At 66.3% G+C, this 17,245-nt stretch carries 15 protein-coding genes and 1 tRNA gene; 13 read left to right on the forward strand and 3 right to left on the reverse strand.

Annotated features, from left to right (window positions below):
- Positions 1 to 22: 22 nt before the first annotated feature.
- On the forward strand, positions 23 to 1,051 hold the full coding sequence (gene ilvC, locus ACTIAO_RS00540; protein WP_441904395.1) for a ketol-acid reductoisomerase: 1,029 nt from the start codon (positions 23 to 25) through the stop codon (positions 1,049 to 1,051).
- 49 nt (positions 1,052 to 1,100) lie between these two features.
- Here ilvC and ACTIAO_RS00545 read toward each other — a convergent pair whose 3' ends face one another.
- Positions 1,101 to 3,935, reverse strand: coding sequence for an FAD-binding and (Fe-S)-binding domain-containing protein (locus ACTIAO_RS00545; RefSeq protein ID WP_441904396.1), 2,835 nt, complete (start codon positions 3,933 to 3,935; stop codon positions 1,101 to 1,103).
- Positions 3,936 to 3,999: 64 nt separating this feature from the next.
- Between ACTIAO_RS00545 and ACTIAO_RS00550 the strand changes: the two genes are divergently transcribed.
- Positions 4,000 to 4,656: a GntR family transcriptional regulator gene (locus tag ACTIAO_RS00550; protein ID WP_441904397.1), complete on the forward strand. Its 657-nt coding sequence runs from the start codon at positions 4,000 to 4,002 to the stop codon at positions 4,654 to 4,656.
- Positions 4,657 to 4,669: 13 nt separating this feature from the next.
- On the opposite strand, the gene ACTIAO_RS00555 is transcribed toward ACTIAO_RS00550, so the two are convergent.
- Positions 4,670 to 5,608 carry a hypothetical protein gene (locus ACTIAO_RS00555; protein ID WP_441904398.1) on the reverse strand — a complete coding sequence of 313 codons (939 nt, stop codon included), beginning with the start codon at positions 5,606 to 5,608 and terminating at the stop codon, positions 4,670 to 4,672.
- 75 nt (positions 5,609 to 5,683) lie between these two features.
- Here ACTIAO_RS00555 and ACTIAO_RS00560 point away from each other — a divergent pair, with 75 nt between their 5' ends.
- The 3 genes from ACTIAO_RS00560 to serA all read left to right on the forward strand — a co-directional run bounded on the left by ACTIAO_RS00560 (position 5,684) and on the right by serA (position 8,224).
- Positions 5,684 to 6,163: a hypothetical protein gene (locus tag ACTIAO_RS00560; protein WP_441904399.1), complete on the forward strand. Its 480-nt coding sequence runs from the start codon at positions 5,684 to 5,686 to the stop codon at positions 6,161 to 6,163.
- A complete protein-coding gene (locus ACTIAO_RS00565) occupies positions 6,160 to 6,495 on the forward strand; it encodes a hypothetical protein (protein WP_441904400.1) in 336 nt (111 codons plus the stop codon). The genes ACTIAO_RS00560 and ACTIAO_RS00565 overlap by 4 nt, the downstream gene beginning before the upstream one ends.
- 124 nt (positions 6,496 to 6,619) lie before the next feature.
- Complete coding sequence (serA, locus tag ACTIAO_RS00570) at positions 6,620 to 8,224, forward strand: phosphoglycerate dehydrogenase (RefSeq protein ID WP_441904401.1); 1,605 nt, start codon at positions 6,620 to 6,622, stop codon at positions 8,222 to 8,224.
- Positions 8,225 to 8,233: 9 nt separating this feature from the next.
- On the opposite strand, the gene ACTIAO_RS00575 is transcribed toward serA, so the two are convergent.
- The gene (locus ACTIAO_RS00575; RefSeq protein WP_441904402.1) at positions 8,234 to 8,791 is read right to left on the reverse strand and encodes a TetR/AcrR family transcriptional regulator; all 558 of its coding nucleotides are present in this window, start codon (positions 8,789 to 8,791) and stop codon (positions 8,234 to 8,236) included.
- A 61-nt stretch (positions 8,792 to 8,852) separates the two neighbouring features.
- Between ACTIAO_RS00575 and ACTIAO_RS00580 the strand changes: the two genes are divergently transcribed.
- From ACTIAO_RS00580 to ACTIAO_RS00615, 8 genes are all read left to right on the forward strand, one after another.
- Positions 8,853 to 10,388 (forward strand): MFS transporter, encoded by a 1,536-nt coding sequence (locus ACTIAO_RS00580; RefSeq protein WP_441904403.1) that lies wholly within the window; start codon positions 8,853 to 8,855, stop codon positions 10,386 to 10,388.
- Between the two features lie 62 nt (positions 10,389 to 10,450).
- Positions 10,451 to 11,500, forward strand: a complete 1,050-nt coding sequence (locus ACTIAO_RS00585; protein ID WP_441904404.1) for a 3-isopropylmalate dehydrogenase — start codon at positions 10,451 to 10,453, stop codon at positions 11,498 to 11,500.
- Positions 11,501 to 11,545: 45 nt separating this feature from the next.
- Positions 11,546 to 12,640, forward strand: a complete 1,095-nt coding sequence (locus tag ACTIAO_RS00590) for a branched-chain amino acid aminotransferase (RefSeq protein WP_441904405.1) — start codon at positions 11,546 to 11,548, stop codon at positions 12,638 to 12,640.
- 88 nt (positions 12,641 to 12,728) lie between these two features.
- Positions 12,729 to 13,511, forward strand: coding sequence for a fumarylacetoacetate hydrolase family protein (locus tag ACTIAO_RS00595; protein ID WP_441904406.1), 783 nt, complete (start codon positions 12,729 to 12,731; stop codon positions 13,509 to 13,511).
- Positions 13,508 to 14,764, forward strand: coding sequence for an MFS transporter (locus tag ACTIAO_RS00600; RefSeq protein ID WP_441904407.1), 1,257 nt, complete (start codon positions 13,508 to 13,510; stop codon positions 14,762 to 14,764). Before ACTIAO_RS00595 ends, ACTIAO_RS00600 begins: the two co-directional genes overlap by 4 nt.
- Entirely contained in the window at positions 14,761 to 15,531 is a 771-nt protein-coding gene (locus ACTIAO_RS00605; protein WP_441904408.1) for a class I SAM-dependent methyltransferase, read from the forward strand. The genes ACTIAO_RS00600 and ACTIAO_RS00605 overlap by 4 nt, the downstream gene beginning before the upstream one ends.
- Positions 15,532 to 15,562: 31 nt before the next feature.
- On the forward strand, positions 15,563 to 17,068 hold the full coding sequence (gltX, locus tag ACTIAO_RS00610) for a glutamate--tRNA ligase (RefSeq protein ID WP_441904409.1): 1,506 nt from the start codon (positions 15,563 to 15,565) through the stop codon (positions 17,066 to 17,068).
- Between the two features lie 95 nt (positions 17,069 to 17,163).
- Positions 17,164 to 17,235: transfer RNA gene (locus tag ACTIAO_RS00615), tRNA-Gln, on the forward strand.
- Positions 17,236 to 17,245 lie beyond the last annotated feature (10 nt).

The raw sequence follows: 17,245 nt of genomic DNA on the forward strand, positions 1-17,245 counted from the left end.
CACTAGCAAGGAGAAAAACAACGTGAGTACTGAGATCTTCTACGACGACGACGCTGACCTGTCCCTGATCCAGGGCAAGAAGGTCGCAATCGTCGGCTACGGCTCGCAGGGCCATGCCCACGCCATGAACCTGCGTGATTCGGGCGTCGAAGTCACGATCGCACTGAAGGACGGCTCGAAGTCGATCGCCAAGGCGGAAGAGGCTGGCTTCCCCGTCAAGAACGTTGCGGATGCCACGGTTTGGGCCGACCTCATCATGATCCTGGCCCCCGACCAGCACCAGCGCACGATCTACTCCGAGTCGATCGCCCCGAACCTGACCGAGGGCAAGACCCTCGCGTTCGCGCACGGTTTCAACATCCGCTTCGGCTACATCGACGCACCCGAGGGCGTTGACGTCATCCTCATCGCTCCGAAGGCACCCGGCCACACCGTGCGCCGCGAGTTCGTTGCCGGCCGCGGCATCCCGGACATCATCGCTGTTGAGAAGGATGCCTCCGGCCAGGCCTGGGCGCTTGCGCTGTCCTACGCCAAGGCGATCGGCGGCACCCGTGCCGGCGTCATCAGGACCACCTTCACCGAGGAGACCGAGACCGACCTGTTCGGCGAGCAGGCTGTGCTCTGCGGTGGCATGAGCCACCTCGTTCAGGCCGGCTTCGAGACGCTCACCGAGGCGGGCTACCAGCCGCAGATCGCGTACTTCGAGGTGCTGCACGAGCTCAAGCTCATCGTTGACCTCATGTGGGAGGGCGGCATCGCCAAGCAGCGCTGGTCGATCTCGGACACCGCCGAGTACGGCGACTACGTCTCCGGCCCCCGTATCGTCGACTCGGCCGTCAAGGAGAGCATGAAGGGCGTGCTCGCCGACATTCAGTCGGGTGCCTTCGCGAAGCGCTTCATCGACGACCAGGACAACGGCGCCAAGGAGTTCCAGGAGCTGCGTGCCAAGGAGGAGCAGCACCCGATCGAGGTGACCGGCAAGGAGCTGCGTTCGCTCTTCGCCTGGAAGCAGCAGGACGAGGACTACGTCGACGGCTCAGCTGCGCGCTGACCCATCGCATCACAGAAAGGGCGCCCCTCGCGGGGCGCCCTTTCCGCGTTCAGGGGCGGGTGAGTTCCTCCAGCAGCTCGACGACATGGCGGTACGGCTTGCCGGTCGCACGAGTCATGCCGATCTCGCAGGTCCGGTTCGCCGAGACGAAGGCATCGAAGCCGTCGCGCTCCGCATCCGCCGCCGATACCTCGGCCGACTCCACCGCGGTGGCGCTGGCAGTGAGTTCGGGATGCAGCATCCCGCGGTCACCGGCGAAGGCGCAGCATCCCCAGCCGTCGGGAATGTAGACCTCATCGGCCACGGCCGATGCCAGCGCGGTCAGCGCCCCGGTTGCACCGAGAGCCGTCGTCGAGCATGTCGGATGGAGTGCGATCGAGTCGAGCTTGTTCGCAACGGTGAGGCGGGGGAGCACCTCGCGCGCAACGAAGGTCGTCGCGTCCTCTATGCGCAATCCGGAATATTCCGGATACTCCTCGAGCGATTTCGACAGCATGACGTGCAGACCCTCGGTGCACGATGCGGCATCGCACACCACCGGCAGCTCGCCGTGGCGGCTCGCCTCCCAGAGCGTCGACAGCACGCGCGCCGTCATCCGGTCGTAGCCGGCGAGCTGGCCCTTGGACTTCCACGGCGTCCCGCAGCACAGGCTCCCCGCATCCTCGGGGATCACGACCGGGATTCCCGCGCGATCAAGCAGTGCTCGCACCGCGTCGCGGGAGCCGATGCCGTCCCCCTCCGGGCCGAACATGGTTCCGATGCACGCACCGAAGAAGACCGCCTGGGCGTCTATCGGATTCGCGGGTGTCGGGGCCGCAGAGCCGCCGCGGGGGAGGCCGCCGTCGTAGAGCGGCATCGTGTCTGCGCCGACGACGGCGCGTCCGAGCCGAGTGACTCCGCGCACCAACGGCTCCGGCAGCGCGTCAGCGACCGTCAGCGCCATGCCGCCGATCCTCGTCACCGCACCCCAGCCGCGGGCCGCGACATCCCACAGCCCGTCCTCGACTTTCGAGGCCTCTTCGGCACGCAGCCGCCGCACGAGGTCGCCGGTGTTGATGTCGACGGGGCAGGCGACCCCGCACATGCCATCGACCGCGCACGTCTGCACGCCTTCGTAGTCGTAGTCCGCGCGCAGATCGCGCAGCAGCTCGACATCACCCTGTTCCTCAGCCCATGCCATATCGCGACGCAGCACGATCCTCTGACGCGGTGTGAGTGTGATGTCCTTGCTCGGACAGGTGGGCTCGCAGTAGCCGCACTCGACGCAGCGGTCGACTTCGCTCTCGACCGTGGGAACCCGCTTGAGGTCATGCAGGTAGGATTCGGCGTCCTCGGAGAGCACCACACCCGGGTTCAAGATGCCCGCCGGGTCGAACAGGTGTTTGATGTCCCACATCATGTCCGTGAGGACGTCGCCGTACTGCCGACGAACGAACGGAGCCATGATCCGTCCGGTTCCGTGTTCGGCCTTCAAAGAACCACCGTGACCGAGTACGAGCTCAACGAGATCGTCGGTGAATCGCCGGTAGCGGGCGAGGCTCTCCGCATCATCGAAGCGCTCCTTGAGCAGGAAGTGGACGTTGCCGTCCTTCGCGTGTCCGAAGATCACCGAGTCCTCGTACCCGTGTTCGTCGAAAAGCTCGATGAGTCGTTCGCAGGTCGCCAGGAGCCGGTCGACGGGAACGACGATGTCCTCCAGCAGTGCGGTCGTCCCGGACGGGCGCGCTCCGGCGACCGCCGTGTACAGCCCTTTGCGCACGCTCCACAGCGATGCGCGCTCAGCGGCATCGGTCGTCATCGCGGGCTCATCCGCCAGCGGCAGCGTTCGGAAGTGCGTAAGCGCGGCCTCCGTCGCGGTCTCGAGCGCGTCCACGCTCGAGGCATGAACTTCGACGAGAAGCGCCGCATGATCGGCCACCACGATGTCCGCGATGGACTCCGGAACATCGCTGAGGCCCTGCGCGACGCGGAGGGATGCGGCATCCATCAGCTCGATCGTCGCGAGCCCCTGTTCGGTCAGACCCGGCAGGGCCGACATTGCATCCGAGAGCGACGAGAAGACGAGGAGCCCCGTGGCGATCTGCGGTCGGATCTCAATCGTTCGGAAGCGTGCTTCGGCGACGAAGGCGAGGGTGCCCTCCGACCCGATCACGAGGTGCTCGAGGATCTTCACAGGATCGTCGAAGTCGAGCAGGGAGTTGAGTCCGTAGCCCATTGTGTTCTTCATCGCGAACTGCTGCCGGACGAATTGCGTCGACTCCGAATCGGCGAGCAGCCGTTCGCGCAGCGAAAGCAGACCCGCGACGAGTTCGGGCTCCGCGGAGGAGAGCTGTGCGAGGGCATCCGGTGCTCCCGTGTCGAGAACCAGGCCGCTGGGAAGCACCAGCAGGAGCGAGTCGACGGTGCGATAGGAATTCTCGGTGACGCCGCACGCCATTCCGCTGGAGTTGTTCGCAACGACGCCACCGATCGTGCAGGCGATCTCGCTGGCCGGGTCCGGGCCGAGCTTGCGACGGTGACGGGCGAGCCGGGTATTGACCTGCCGCACGGTCGCCCCCGGCTCCGCACGGACCAGTCGTCCTTCATCTTCGATGCGGATGCCGCGAAAACTGCTGCGGGTGTCGACCAGCACGTCGCCGGAGACGGCCTGGCCGGACAGGCTCGTGCCGCCGGAGCGGAACGTGAGCGTGCGCCCGGCTGCTCGCACGGCGTCGAATACTCGAGCGACGCCTGCTGCGTCAGTGGGAGTGAGCACGGCATCCGGAATCAGGAGGTAGTGCGAGGCATCGTGGGCGTGAGCGAAGCGATCGATCGAGCGCGACGAGATCGTGGTGCCAGCACCGAGCACTTCGACGTCGAGCGGATGTGCGAGAGCAGTGGCCACAATGGACTCCCCAGTATTGTCTGACAAGATTACCGGTGAGTCTAGTCTCGTCTAGGGTGGAACTGTGACCATCACGGAAGCTTCGCTCGGCGTCATCGGCATTGTCGACGCCGTCACTCGACGACTGCGCGAGCAGATCCTCGCCGGCGAATTCCCCGTCGGCACCGCAGTGACCGAGGCGAAGGTCTCGGCCGCCTTCGGCGTGGCACGCCCCAGCGCTAAAGCAGCCATCGAGCAGCTCGTCTCCTCAGGGCTGCTGGTGCGCACCGCGCACCGATCCGCGCGCGTGGTCGCGATCGACGCCGAAATGGTGCGTGACGTCTACCGCACCCGCAGTCGACTCGAAAGCGCCGCACTGCGCGAGCTCGCCGCAGGGCGGGCGGTGCTGCCCGATGCGGAGGCCGCGAACGCCGAGATCCTCGCCATGCCTCCGGGGCCGGATGCTGCGACCGTCGACCCTGATCTGAGATTCCACACGGCGCTGATCGACGGCATCGGCAGCGACCGAACCTCGCGGATGTATCGAACCGTTCTCGACGAGGTGCGCCTGTGCATGGCGCAGGTTCAGGGCCGCCAGCTCCTCGATGCACAGGTCATTTCCGCGCAGCATGCCGAGATCCTGGCAGCAGTGGGAGCAGGGGACGGTGAGCGCGCGGCCGACCTGCTCGCCGTTCATCTCGGATCAGCCGAGGAGCGTCTCGTCGACGCCCTCGAGCGATAGCGGCGGGTGAGGACTACTCGCTCGTCTCGGCCGGAGCGTCCTGAACCTCGATCGGAGCATCCGCGGGGTCTGCCCAGACCGGAGCGGGCAGCGGGGTGTTGACCTCGCCGGCCTGAATGGCGCGGAGCGCTTCGGTGATCTCGTCGGAGTTCTCCGGAACAGTGAGCCCGCACGCGCGCAGCTCCGATGCGAACTTCAGCGTCAGGCGGATCTTGCCGGCCTCGACAGCCTCGGCCGTCGTCCCGGTGCGCTTCTCGCTGCCGGTCTGGATGTCCGAGACCTCATCGCACACGTGATAGACCGAGCCGCCATCCACCCAGACGACCTCATCCTGCCCGAGCAGCTGGATCACCGTGGACTGGTCGGCGGTGTACTGCTCGACCGACGAGGGGTTGTAATCGATTCCGAGTGCGACGGCCGCTACGGCCAGGACGACGCCGATGATGCCGGCCGTCGTCTTCTGCCCCTTGTCCATGTCCTTGTTCAGGAAGATGAGGATGATCAGCGGGAGGAAAGCGACGATCGCGATGATCGCGCCGAGCTGGTTCTGCACGAAGAATCGGATTGTGTCGGACTTCTTCGCGGGGTCCAGCCTGTTCGCCTTCTTCCACAGGACTGAGCCGGTGATCGAGAGGGCTGCGATCAGGACGAGCATCACGATGAGTGTGATGAACGCCCACTGCGGGAACTGCGCGGTAGCGCCCTGCTCTTCGAGGAGTCCGGTGTCGGGGTTGCGCACGAGCACGCCGTCTTCACCGACGAAATCCCGTTGGCGCAGCAGCCAGAAGATCGCGACGGCCTCAGCCGCGATCGCGATGACCCACAGCACCACGGCGATCCACCGCAGCAGCGTCGACTTCTTCTTCGCCTCGGGCGTGGGCGTCCAGACCCGATCCTCGACTGTGCCGTCTGCCGATACCGGTGCGATGGTCTTCTTCTTGCGCTCAGCCACTGTGTGGGCCCCCTCGTGCTGCTGTGAACTTCCTGAGCATATCGGGGAGTGCTTCGCGATGGCTACGCTGAGGACATGACATCGGATGCCGACGACGCGCTCTCCTGGGACGGCGACGAGGACCAACCGCACCACAAGAGCGCGGACGGTCCCGCGAAGCCCGCACTCCCGGGTGGATGGACCGCCGTCGGCAAGGACAGCGAGTCCGTCGGCCGGATCGAGGCCGACGGCACGATCACCGCTGCGCAGGAACCTCGGTCGCTCAGCACTCCGATGCTCCTGCTGGTCGGGATCGTGGGCGGTGTCTATCTGCTCTACACGATCGGATGGATCATCGGCGGACTGAATCTGCAGGTGAGTGCGCTCTTCCTCGTCTCGAGCGTCATGTACCAGGTCGGCGTGTGGGCGGCTGTGCTGGCTCCGGCGCTGTGGTTCCTCGCCGTGTGGGTTCTCACGCGGCGTTCGGCGACATGGACGCGGGTCGTCGGCCTGTTGGCCGGCGTCGCACTCCTCGTGCCGTGGCCGTTCGTGATGACCGGGGCGGTGGGCGCGTGAACGAGCAGAGTGCACGCCTGCGCCCGGCGCTGGGCGCGGTCAAGACGATCATCATCGGGCTTGCGGGTCTCTTCTACGCCTATGCGATCTGGAACGCGATCGCCTATCTCGTCACGGTCGCGCAGTACGGACTGAATGCCTACGGCTGGTTCGTGCTGATCTTCTCGGTGCTGTTCCCTGTTCTCGTCTTCCTGGCCGCCTATGCTCTCGGCCGCCGCAGACCGGCACTCGAGCTCGCGGTTGCGATGCTCGCTGGCCTCGGCCTGGTTGCAGTGTTCTGGCTCAATGTCGTCGCGCTCAGCGCGGTGAACTTCTCATCGCTCACCGCGTGACCGTCGACGTCACACGTCACGAGGCACGGCTCACCCTCCGGTAGGGTGGACACGATCGCGCCCCGACGGTGTGCGGCGCATCGATCCCCATCCGCGCTGTGCCGCTAACTCGAAGGATCCGCCTGTGCCCAAGCCCGTCGTGCTCATCGCCGAAGTTCTCTCGCCCGCCACGATCGAGGCTCTCGGGCCCGACTTTGATATCCGTCAGGTCGATGGCACAGATCGAGAGGCGCTCTTCTCAGCGCTGAGCGATGCGGATGCGGTGCTGGTGCGATCGGCGACGAAGGTCGATGCCGAGGCGCTCAGCCACGCCCCGAAGCTCAAGGTCATCGCGCGCGCAGGTGTGGGACTCGACAACGTCGAGATCCCCGCCGCGACCAAGGCCGGTGTCATGGTCGTCAACGCGCCGACATCGAACATCATCTCCGCCGCCGAGCTCACCTGCGCGCACATCCTCAGCCTCGCCCGCCACGTCCCTGCCGCCAACGCCTCGCTGGCCGGCGGCGCATGGAAGCGCAGCTCGTACACCGGCACCGAGCTGTTCGAGAAGACCCTCGGCATCGTCGGGCTCGGACGCATCGGCGCCCTTGTCGCCGCACGCATGCAGGGCTTCGGGATGAAGATCGTCGCATACGACCCGTACGTCACCAGCGCTCGCGCGCAGCAGCTGGGTGTCGAGCTTCGCACTCTCGACGAGCTCGTCGCCGAGGTCGACTTCCTCACGATCCACATGCCCAAGACTCCCGAGACCACGGGGATGATCGGGGCCGAGCAGTTCGCCGCGATGAAGAAGTCGGCGTACGTCGTCAACGTCGCTCGCGGCGGTCTGATCGATGAGGTCGCACTGCGTGAAGCTCTCGTGAGCGGTGAGATCGCCGGCGCGGGTCTTGACGTCTTCACCTCCGAGCCACCCGCAGAGGGCGGCTCCGCCCGCGCGCTCCTCGAGCTGCCGAACGTCGTCGTGACACCGCACCTCGGTGCTTCCACCGACGAGGCGCAGGAGAAGGCCGGCGTATCGGTTGCTCGCTCGGTCAAGCTCGCTCTCGAAGGCGACCTCGTTCCAGACGCCGTGAACGTCGCCGGCGGCATCATCGACCCGTTTGTGCGCCCCGGTATCGCGCTGGTGGAGAAGCTCGGTCAGGTCTTCAGTGGCCTCGCAGGGTCCGCCGTCACCACCCTCGACATCGAGGTGCGCGGAGAGCTTGCCGACTACGACGTGAGCGTCTACAAGCTGGCGGCGCTCAAGGGCATCCTCTCGAACGTGGTCAGCGAGAACGTCTCGTACGTCAACGCACCGCTGTTCGCCGAGCAGCGTGGCATCGAGGCGCGCCTGATCGTCGACAAGGACAGCCCGGAGTACCGCAACCTCACAACTCTGCGCGGGGCGCTGGCCGATGGCACCGTGCTCACGGTCGCAGGCACCCTGGCCGGAACCCGCATGGTGCAGAAAATCGTCGGGATCAACGGCCATGACATCGAGGTTCCGATCGACACGAACCACATCGTCATGCAGTACATCGACCGCCCGGGCATCGTCGCGGTCTACGGGCAGAAGTTCGGCGACGCCGGGATCAACATCGCAGGCATGCAGGTCGCTCGCCGTGCGGCCGGCGGCGAGGCGCTCACCGTCCTCACCGTCGACTCCCGCGTTCCGGAGTCGCTGCTGGACGAGGTGGGCGAAGCCATCGAGGCCAGCGTCATGAAGCAGATCGAGATCGCCGAGGCCTGATCGGGGGCGCTACGCCGTAGCGCGCTTCACGAGCTCGATCAAGGCAGTCAGCTCGTCGCCGATGGGGACGGGACCGGTGAGGCCGCTGCTCTCGGTCTCTGATGCGTCCAGTGCGTTGTTGTAATAGAGCCCGTCGCTGAGCAGCATCACGAGATCAAGTGCCGTGTCGTCGCGCACGTGCGGCCTGAGCGCCTCGGCCCAGGATTCGCGGATGCGGCGCAGGGTTTCGGATGCCGCGACGAACCCGCCCTGGGCGATGCGGGATGTCGCGACGAGCGCGCGGTCGAGCGCGGCATCCTCCATCACGGAGGTACGCAGAAAATAGGCGACCGGGCCCTCCGGCGCGGTGGCCATGCGGTCGAGGTCTTCGTCGGCGAGTGCTTCGGCGCGCTCGAGGATTCCGGCGATCAGATCGTCCTTGGTGCTGAAGTGGTAGAGGAGGCCGCCCTTGGAGACGCCCGCAGTCTTTGCCGTGGCATCCAGCGTCGCGGTCCGCTCGCCATCCTCGATGAGGATCGACTCGAAGGCGTCGAGGACGCGTTCGCGTGCGAGAGGAGGGCGGGCCACACCTGTTACTATACCAGCCGGACGGTTCAGTATTGGAGTCGTCATCTCTGATGAGGAAATCATGACGAACGCCCCGTCGACAGACACTGCAGGCTTCAACGCACCCCGCGCCGGCGCGCGGGGCTGGTTCGCGCTGGTCGTGCTGATGCTGCCCGTGCTGCTGGTCTCCGTCGACAATACCGTCCTCAGCTTCGCGCTGCCGGAGATCGCTATCGCCCTGGCCCCGTCGGGGGCCGAGCAGCTGTGGATCATCGACGCCTATCCGCTTGTGCTGGCCGGGCTCCTCGTCACCATGGGAACGCTCGGCGATCGATTCGGGCGGCGACGGATGCTGCTGATCGGAGCGACCGGCTTCGCCGCAGTCTCTGCTCTTGCGGCGTCCGCACCGACGGCAGGGCTGCTGATCGCGGCGCGTGTGATGCTCGGATTCTTCGGTGCCATGCTCATGCCCTCGACGTTGTCGCTGCTGCGGTCGATCTTCCAGAACCTCGATCAGCGTCGAATGGCGATCGCCGTGTGGGCATCCGCTTTCTCCGCGGGCTCCGCACTCGGCCCGATCGTCGGGGGCTTCCTGCTCGAGCACTTCGCGTGGGGGTCCGTGTTCCTCATCGCCGTTCCCGTGCTCATCCCGCTGCTGATCGCGGCTCCACTGCTGGTTCCCGAAAGCCGTGACCCCGCCCCGGGACGGATCGATCCGATCAGTATCCTGCTCTCGATGGCGGCGATGATCCCGGTCGTCTACGCGATCAAGTCCTTCGCCGTGGATGGACCGACCCTGGCAGGAGCCGCATGGGCGCTGGGCGGCATCATCATGGGCGTGCTGTTCGTCCGCCGCCAGCTGCGGGCACCGATCCCGATGCTCGATATGGCGCTGTTCCGCCGAGGAACATTCTCGGGAGCGATCCTCGTCAACCTGCTGAGTGTGGTCGCGCTGGTCGGATTCCTCTATTTCGTGCCGCAACATCTGCAACTGGTGCTCGGAATGTCGCCGATGATGGCGGGACTGGCGCTGGTGCCGGGCATGCTCGCGGTGATCGTGGCAGGCCTCACGGTCGTTCCCATCTCACGCCGGGTGCCACCGCACGTTGTTGTGCCCGTCGCGCTCGTGTTCTCCGTGATCGGGTACATCCTGGTCGCGTTCACGACCGAGGGGCATGGCGTTCTGCCTCTGGTGGTGGCATTCGTCGTGCTGGGCATCGGAATCGGCGCGGCAGAGACGATCTCGAACGAGCTGATCCTCTCCAGCGCACCTGCCTCGAAAGCAGGAGCCGCGAGTGCTGTTTCCGAAACGGCGTACGAACTCGGCGCGGTGCTGGGCACAGCGGTGCTCGGCGGGATCATCACGGCCTTCTATCGGGGCGCGCTCGTGATCCCGGAGGGTATTCCCACCGCAGCTGCCTCAGCTGCGCGCGAGACCCTGGCCGGTGCCTACACTTCCGCGCATCAGCTCAGTGAGCCGCTGAGAAGCGCGCTGTGGGATGCCGCCGCATCCGCCTTCGAATCGGGGGTCACTGTCACCGCACTGATCGGCGCGGCGCTGGTGGTGACCGCGGGCGTGATCGCGGCGGTCACACTGCGCGCTCCCCGTTTGCGCTGACAGTACGCTGGGGGTACCCGCACCGCAGGCGTGCCGCGGGCATCCCGAGGCAAGGAGTACGAATGTCGCGTGTCGTGAAGCTGGCTGTCATCCCCGGTGACGGAATCGGTCCTGAGGTCGTCGCCGAGGCGGAGAAGGTTCTCGACGCCGTCACCGCAAGCAGCGACGTGACATTCGAGAAGACGCGCTTCTCGCTCGGAGCCGCCCGATATCTCGAGACCGGCGACACGCTCACGGACGAGGACCTGGCGGCCATCACGGCACAGGATGCCATCATCCTCGGCGCGGTCGGCGGGACCCCGGGCGATCCGCGTCTGAAGGATGGGAACATCGAGCGCGGTCTGCTCCTGAAGCTCCGTTTCACCCTCGATCACTACGTGAATCTGCGTCCGTCGCGGCTGTACGCGGGCGCGCCCGGTCCTCTCTCGGCACCGGGCGAGGTCGATTTCGTCGTCGTCCGAGAAGGTACCGAGGGCCCGTACGTCGGCAACGGTGGCGCGATTCGCGTCGGAACCCCGCATGAGGTCGCCAATGAGACCAGCGTGAACACCGCCTACGGTGTCGAGCGCGTCGTTCGCTTTGCGTTCGAGCTCGCCGAGCGTCGTCGGCAGAAGCTCACTCTCGTGCACAAGACGAACGTGCTCGTACACTCCGGTGGCATGTGGCAGCGCATCGTGAACGAGGTGGCGGCGGAGCATCCGGATGTGGCCGTAGACTATCTCCACATCGACGCGGCGACGATCTTCATGGTCACGAACCCGTCCCGCTTCGACGTGGTCGTCACCGACAACCTCTTCGGCGACATTCTCACAGATCTGGCAGGCGCCGTCACCGGCGGCATCGGCCTCGCCGCATCGGGAAACATCAACCCCGCAGGCGAATTCCCCTCGATGTTCGAGCCCGTTCACGGTTCGGCGCCCGACATCGCAGGCCAGCAGAAAGCCGACCCCACGGCGGCGATCCTGTCCATCGCACTCCTGCTCGATCACCTCGGGCTTCGGGAGGAAGCATCCCGCGTCACGACCGCGGTCGAGGCGGACGTCGCCGAACGGGGCGGATCCCGAACCACCAGTCAAGTGGGCGACGCCATCATCACCCGCCTCCAGGCGTAACCTGGAGCACGTGAGCGCCACCCGCACCGAACGCAGGATGTGACAATGACAACGACTGAAGCCGAACTCGCCCCGCTCGAGTTCGCCGTGACCAAGAACCTTGCAGCGAAGTCTCCCGCCCAGCGCGCAGAGATCCTCGAGAACCCGGGCTTCGGTTCGGCATTCACCGACCACATGGTCGACATCTGCTGGTCGGTTCGCGGCGGGTGGCACCGTCCGCGAGTGCAGCCCTACGGTCCGATCTCGCTCGACCCCGCAGCGGCCGTGCTGCACTACGGGCAGGAGATCTTCGAGGGCATCAAGGCCTACCGCCACCCCGACGGATCGATCCACACGTTCCGCCCCCGTGCGAACGCGGAGCGGATGCAGCGCAGCGCGCGGCGCATGGCGCTGCCCGAGCTGCCGACCGAGTACTTCCTGCAGTCGTTGCGCGAGCTCATCGCCGTTGATGGAGAGTGGACGCCCTCGGGGGCGGACCAGAGCCTGTATCTGCGTCCCTTCATGTTCGCCAAGGAGGCATTCCTCGGAGTCCGTCCTGCCGAGAAGGTCGCCTACTACCTGATCGCGAGCCCCGCCGGTTCGTACTTCAAGGGCGGCGTCACTCCGGTGCGCATCTGGCTGTCCGAGACATATGCCCGCGCGGGCAGGGGCGGCACGGGAGCGGCGAAGACGGGCGGCAACTACGCCTCGAGCCTGCTGCCGCAGGCCGAAGCGTACGAGAAGGGCTGCGACCAGGTCGTGTTCCTCGACCAGGACGGCAATGTGGAGGAGCTCGGCGGCATGAACGTCGTGTTCGTCTACAAGGACGGCCGCATCGTGACACCGCAGTCCGACAGCATCCTCGAAGGCATCACGCGCGACTCGCTGCTGCAGTTGGCCGAAGACCGCGGCCATACGGTCGAGCGTCGTCCGGTATCGCTGCAGGAGTGGCGTGACGGCGTCGCATCGGGCGACATCATCGAGGTGTTCGCGTGCGGGACAGCCGCAGTCGTCACCCCGATCGGCGCGCTCGTCACCGCGGACTTCGAAGAGGCCCAGCCGACGGGGGAGCTCGCGCTGTCGCTGCGTGAGGAACTCACAGACATCCAGTACGGTCGCGCGACCGACAAGCACGGGTGGCTGCACCAGCTCGATGCCTGACGCTTGAGTCGTGTCACACAAGTGGCGGGTTCCCCGTAGGGGACTCCACCACTTCTGTGACATGGCAGGTGCCGGATAGGCTGGGCAGGTGAAGATTGCTCGGTTCAGCCACAATGACGCCATCCAGTACGGCATCCTCGACGAGGATGAGCACGAACTGGTCGTTCTCGCCGGAGATCCTATGTTCGCCGGATTCGACACGACGGGGGAGCGCGTCGCGCTGAACGATATCGCGTTGCTCGCTCCGGTGATCCCGCGCTCGAAGGTCGTCTGCGTCGGCAAGAACTATCACGATCACGCCGCGGAGATGGGCGACGTGGCTCCGGAGGAACCGCTGCTGTTCCTCAAGCCCAATACGTCCGTGATCGGCCCCGGAGACACGATCGTGCGTCCGACGCTGTCCGAATGCACCGAGCACGAGGGAGAGCTCGCGGTCGTGATCGGTCGGATCGCGAAGAACGTGAAAGCCGAGAACGCCCTCGACTACGTCTTCGGCTACACCGTCGCCAACGATGTCACCGCGCGCGACCTGCAGAAGAAGGACGGCCAGTGGACCCGCGGCAAGGGCTTCGACACCTTCTGCCCGCTGGGTCCGGTCATCGAGACGGAATTCGATTCTTCGGATGCCACCATCGAGACCCGGGTGAACGGGGAAGTGCGCCAGCACGCACCTCTGAGCGACATGATCCACTCCGTCGAAGACATCATCGAATACGCGTCCGCAGTTTTCACGCTTCTGCCCGGTGACGTCATCCTCACCGGCACTCCCGCGGGCGTGGGGCCCTTTGGCGCCGGTGACACCGTCGAGGTCGAGGTCTCCGGCATCGGCATCCTGCGAAACTCCGTGCGGGACGCGCTCCCGGTCGCATGACTCTGCCCACCGTCGCGGAGCAGCAGGCGGTTCAGCGCCGCACGGTGATCGTGCTGTCCGCCGGGCAAGTGCTCGGCGGCATCGCCTTTGGTGCGACGGTCTCGCTCGGTGCCCTGCTGGCCGCGGATATTTCCGGTGATGATGCGCTCTCCGGCCTAGCGACGGCGGCGGTGACGCTGGGGGCTGCCCTGTGCGCGATCCCCCTCGCGCGCCTCGCGATGAAGCTCGGCCGCCGTCGGGCGCTGACGCTGGGAAACCTCTTCGCCCTCATCGGCATCGGAATCGTCATCCTTGCGGCCGCGCTGCGCGTGTTTCCGCTGCTGCTCGTCGGCATCGTGCTGATCGGTGCGGGCAACGCCGGCAATCTGCAGTCGCGCTTCGCGGCCACCGATCTGGCCCGTTCCGAGCATCGTGGACGAGACCTCTCGATCGTTGTATGGGCGACGACCGTCGGGGGAGTGGCGGGTCCGTTGTTGCTCGGTCCCGGCGAGATCGTCGGCCAGTCGATCGGGATGCCGCCGCAGACCGGCTCCTATCTGTTCTCACTCCTTGCCCAGGCGGCCGTATTCGTGCTGTACATCGTCGCTCTGCGCCCCGATCCACTGCTGCTCTCGCAACGGCTGCTCGCGTCCGAGACCGCACGAACGCCCACAGATGAGCGACGCGATCATCCGGCCGTCGCACGCTACGCGATGTTCGCCGTCGCCGGCGCCCACATCGTGATGGTCTCTGTGATGGCCATGACACCGATCCATCTCTCGCACATGGCGCAGGCAGCCCACAGCGGTCACGCGTCATCGACCGACATCACCACTCTTGTCGGCGTGACGATCGCCGCGCACGTCGCCGGGATGTATGCGCTGTCTCCGGTGTTCGGCATCCTGGCGGACCGCTGGGGACGATTGAAGGTCGTGCTGCTGGGCCAGGCGATGCTCGCCGCAGCACTCGCATTCGCCTACTTCGCGAACGACCAGCCCGGCGGCGTGATGGTGGCGCTGATCCTGCTCGGCCTGGGATGGAGCGCCTCGACGGTCTCGGGTGCAGCCCTGCTGACGGAGGCGACCACACCGACCCTGCGCACTCGGCGCCAGGGGCGTAGCGACTCGCTCATGAGCTTCTGCGGTGCAGGCGGTGCCGTCCTCGCCGGAGTGATCATGTCGAACTTCCAGTACTCCGGGCTCGCGGCCGTCGCCGCTGTCGTGGTGATCGTGATCACCGTCACCTCACCGCTTGGCCGGATGCGGGCCGCGTGAGCGAATGGCAGGGCGTGGGTGCGGCCTACGCAGCGTCCTATGCTGCACTGTGCGCGGGTACTGCGGATGCCGTCTCGACCGCCCTCGAGCCTGGCCGGTCGCGTTCGCTTCTCGATGTGGGTTCGGGGACCGGAGCGCTGGCGGCCATGCAGGCAGATCGCGGATGGGATGTCACGGCGTGTGAACCCGAGGCGACGATGCGCGAGATCGCTCGTACACAGCATCCAGCACTCCGCGTCATCGACGGCGGCCTCCCCAAGCTGCCCTTCGCTGACTCCGTCTTCGACGCCGTCACGGCCAACTTCGTGCTCAACCACGTGCCCGACCCGCGCGCGGCTGCGGCGGAGATGGCGCGGGTGAGCGCACCGAACGGAGTCCTCGTCGCGACGATCTGGACCGTGTCGCCGTCGTGGTTCTGGGTGACCGTCTGCGAACGAGCAGGACTCGTGCCGGCCGCCGGAGGGCGGCTTCCGGCGGACAAGGACTTCGAGCGCACGGCATCCGGCTTCGCGCGGATGCTGCGCGACGGCAGGTGGCGCGCTCCTGAGGTCAAGGAGCTGACGTGGACATGGCACGCGCCGCGGGAAGCGCTGTGGACGTCCGCCTCGGGTGGCGTCGCAACGGCAGGAGCGTTCTACCTCTCCCTCGACGAGCGCAGTCGGGACCGGTTCCGCCGAGCGTTTGACGACCTCTGCGATGAGCAGGCGGTCGATGGCGCGATACCGCTGGAGCACGTTGCGGCGGTGGCGGTCAGCATGGCCGGGTGAGCCGCCGCAGCACGCGTAGAATCGAGGGGATATGGCTACTCCTCATCCCCTCACCACCACCGCGACTGGCTCCGATGTGCGCGTGCGCTTCTGCCCGTCGCCGACCGGTCTTCCGCACGTCGGACTCGTCCGCACAGCGCTGTTCAACTGGGCGTACGCGCGCCACAACGGCGGCAAGCTCGTGTTCCGCATCGAGGACACCGACGCGGCACGCGACAGCGAGGAGAGCTACCAGCAGCTGCTCGATGCGCTGCGCTGGATGCGGATCGACTGGGATGAGGGCGTCGAGGTCGGAGGTCCCCACGGTCCGTACCGCCAGTCCGAGCGGCACGACATCTATCGCGGCGTCATCGACAAGCTGCTCGCCTCCGGGGCGATCTACGAGAGCTTCTCGAACGCGGAAGAGATCGACGCTCGAAACGAAGCGAACGGGCGCGCCAAGCAGCTCGGCTATGACAACTACGATCGCGATCTGACGGATGAGCAGAAAGCCGCGTTGCGTGCGGAGGGCCGCCAGCCCGCGCTGCGGTTGCGCGTGCCGGACGAGGATCTCACCTACGTCGATCTGATCCGCGGCGAGGTCACGTTCCCCGCCGGATCTTTCCCGGACTTCGTGGTTGTCCGGCCCAACGGCATCCCGCTCTACACCTTCGTCAACCCGGTCGATGACGCTCTGATGGGTGTCACGCACGTGCTGCGCGGCGAGGACCTCATGCCATCGACTGCCCGTCAGCTCGCGCTGTACGCGGCGCTCATCGACGCGGGCGTGACCACATTCGTCCCGCGCTTCGCGCATATGCCGCTGGTGCTGGGGGAGACGGGGAACAAGAAGCTCTCCAAGCGCGACCCGCAGGCCGATCTGTTCCTGCACCGGGATCGCGGTTTCATCCACGAAGGCCTGCTGAACTACCTCGCCCTCCTCGGCTGGTCGATCGGCCCCGACCGCGACGTCTTCTCGCTCGACGAGTTCATCGCGGCGTTCGATATCGAGAACGTCAACCCGAACCCCGCTCGCTTCGACCAGAAGAAGGCCGAGTCGATCAACGGCGACCACATTCGGATGCTGGGCGAGAAGGACTTCGCCGAGCGCACGGTTCCGTACCTTGCCGCCGCGGGCCTGTTCGATGAGCCCACCCACGAGCAGCTCGTGCTCGCCTTCCGTGTCGCACCTCTCGTGCAGGAGCGTGTGCAGCTGCTCGGCGATGTGCCCGGAATGGTCGGGTTCCTCTTCACCGAGAACCTCTCCTACGATGCGGATGCGCTCAAGGGCCTGCCCGCGAATGCGGCCGATGTTCTGGATGCCTGCGTGGCGGCTCTCCAGCCGGTCGAGGAGTTCGTCCCGGAGAAGATCCAGGACGCTCTTTCGGCCGCGCTGGTCGAGAAGCTCGAGCTCAAGCCGCGTGTCGCCTACGGCCCGCCGCGCGTCGCGATCACCGGTAGGCGCGTGTCGCCGCCGCTGTTCGAATCGATGGAGCTGCTCGGCAAAGAGGAGTCACTTGCCCGGCTGAATGCGCTCGCTGCGCACCTGCGCGGCTGACTCCTCGCGAAACGCCCGAGCGGGTGGGCGCGTTTTGGCGGCATCGTCGAATTCCGGTAGAGTAGTACCTCGGTGCGAGGCTCCGGTTTCGCCCTTGGGGTATGGTGTAATTGGCAACACAGCGGTTTCTGGTACCGCCATTCTTGGTTCGAGTCCAGGTACCCCAGCAATGAAAAG

It is taken from the genome of Microbacterium sp. (assembly GCF_052099035.1).
Lineage (GTDB): Bacteria > Actinomycetota > Actinomycetes > Actinomycetales > Microbacteriaceae > Microbacterium.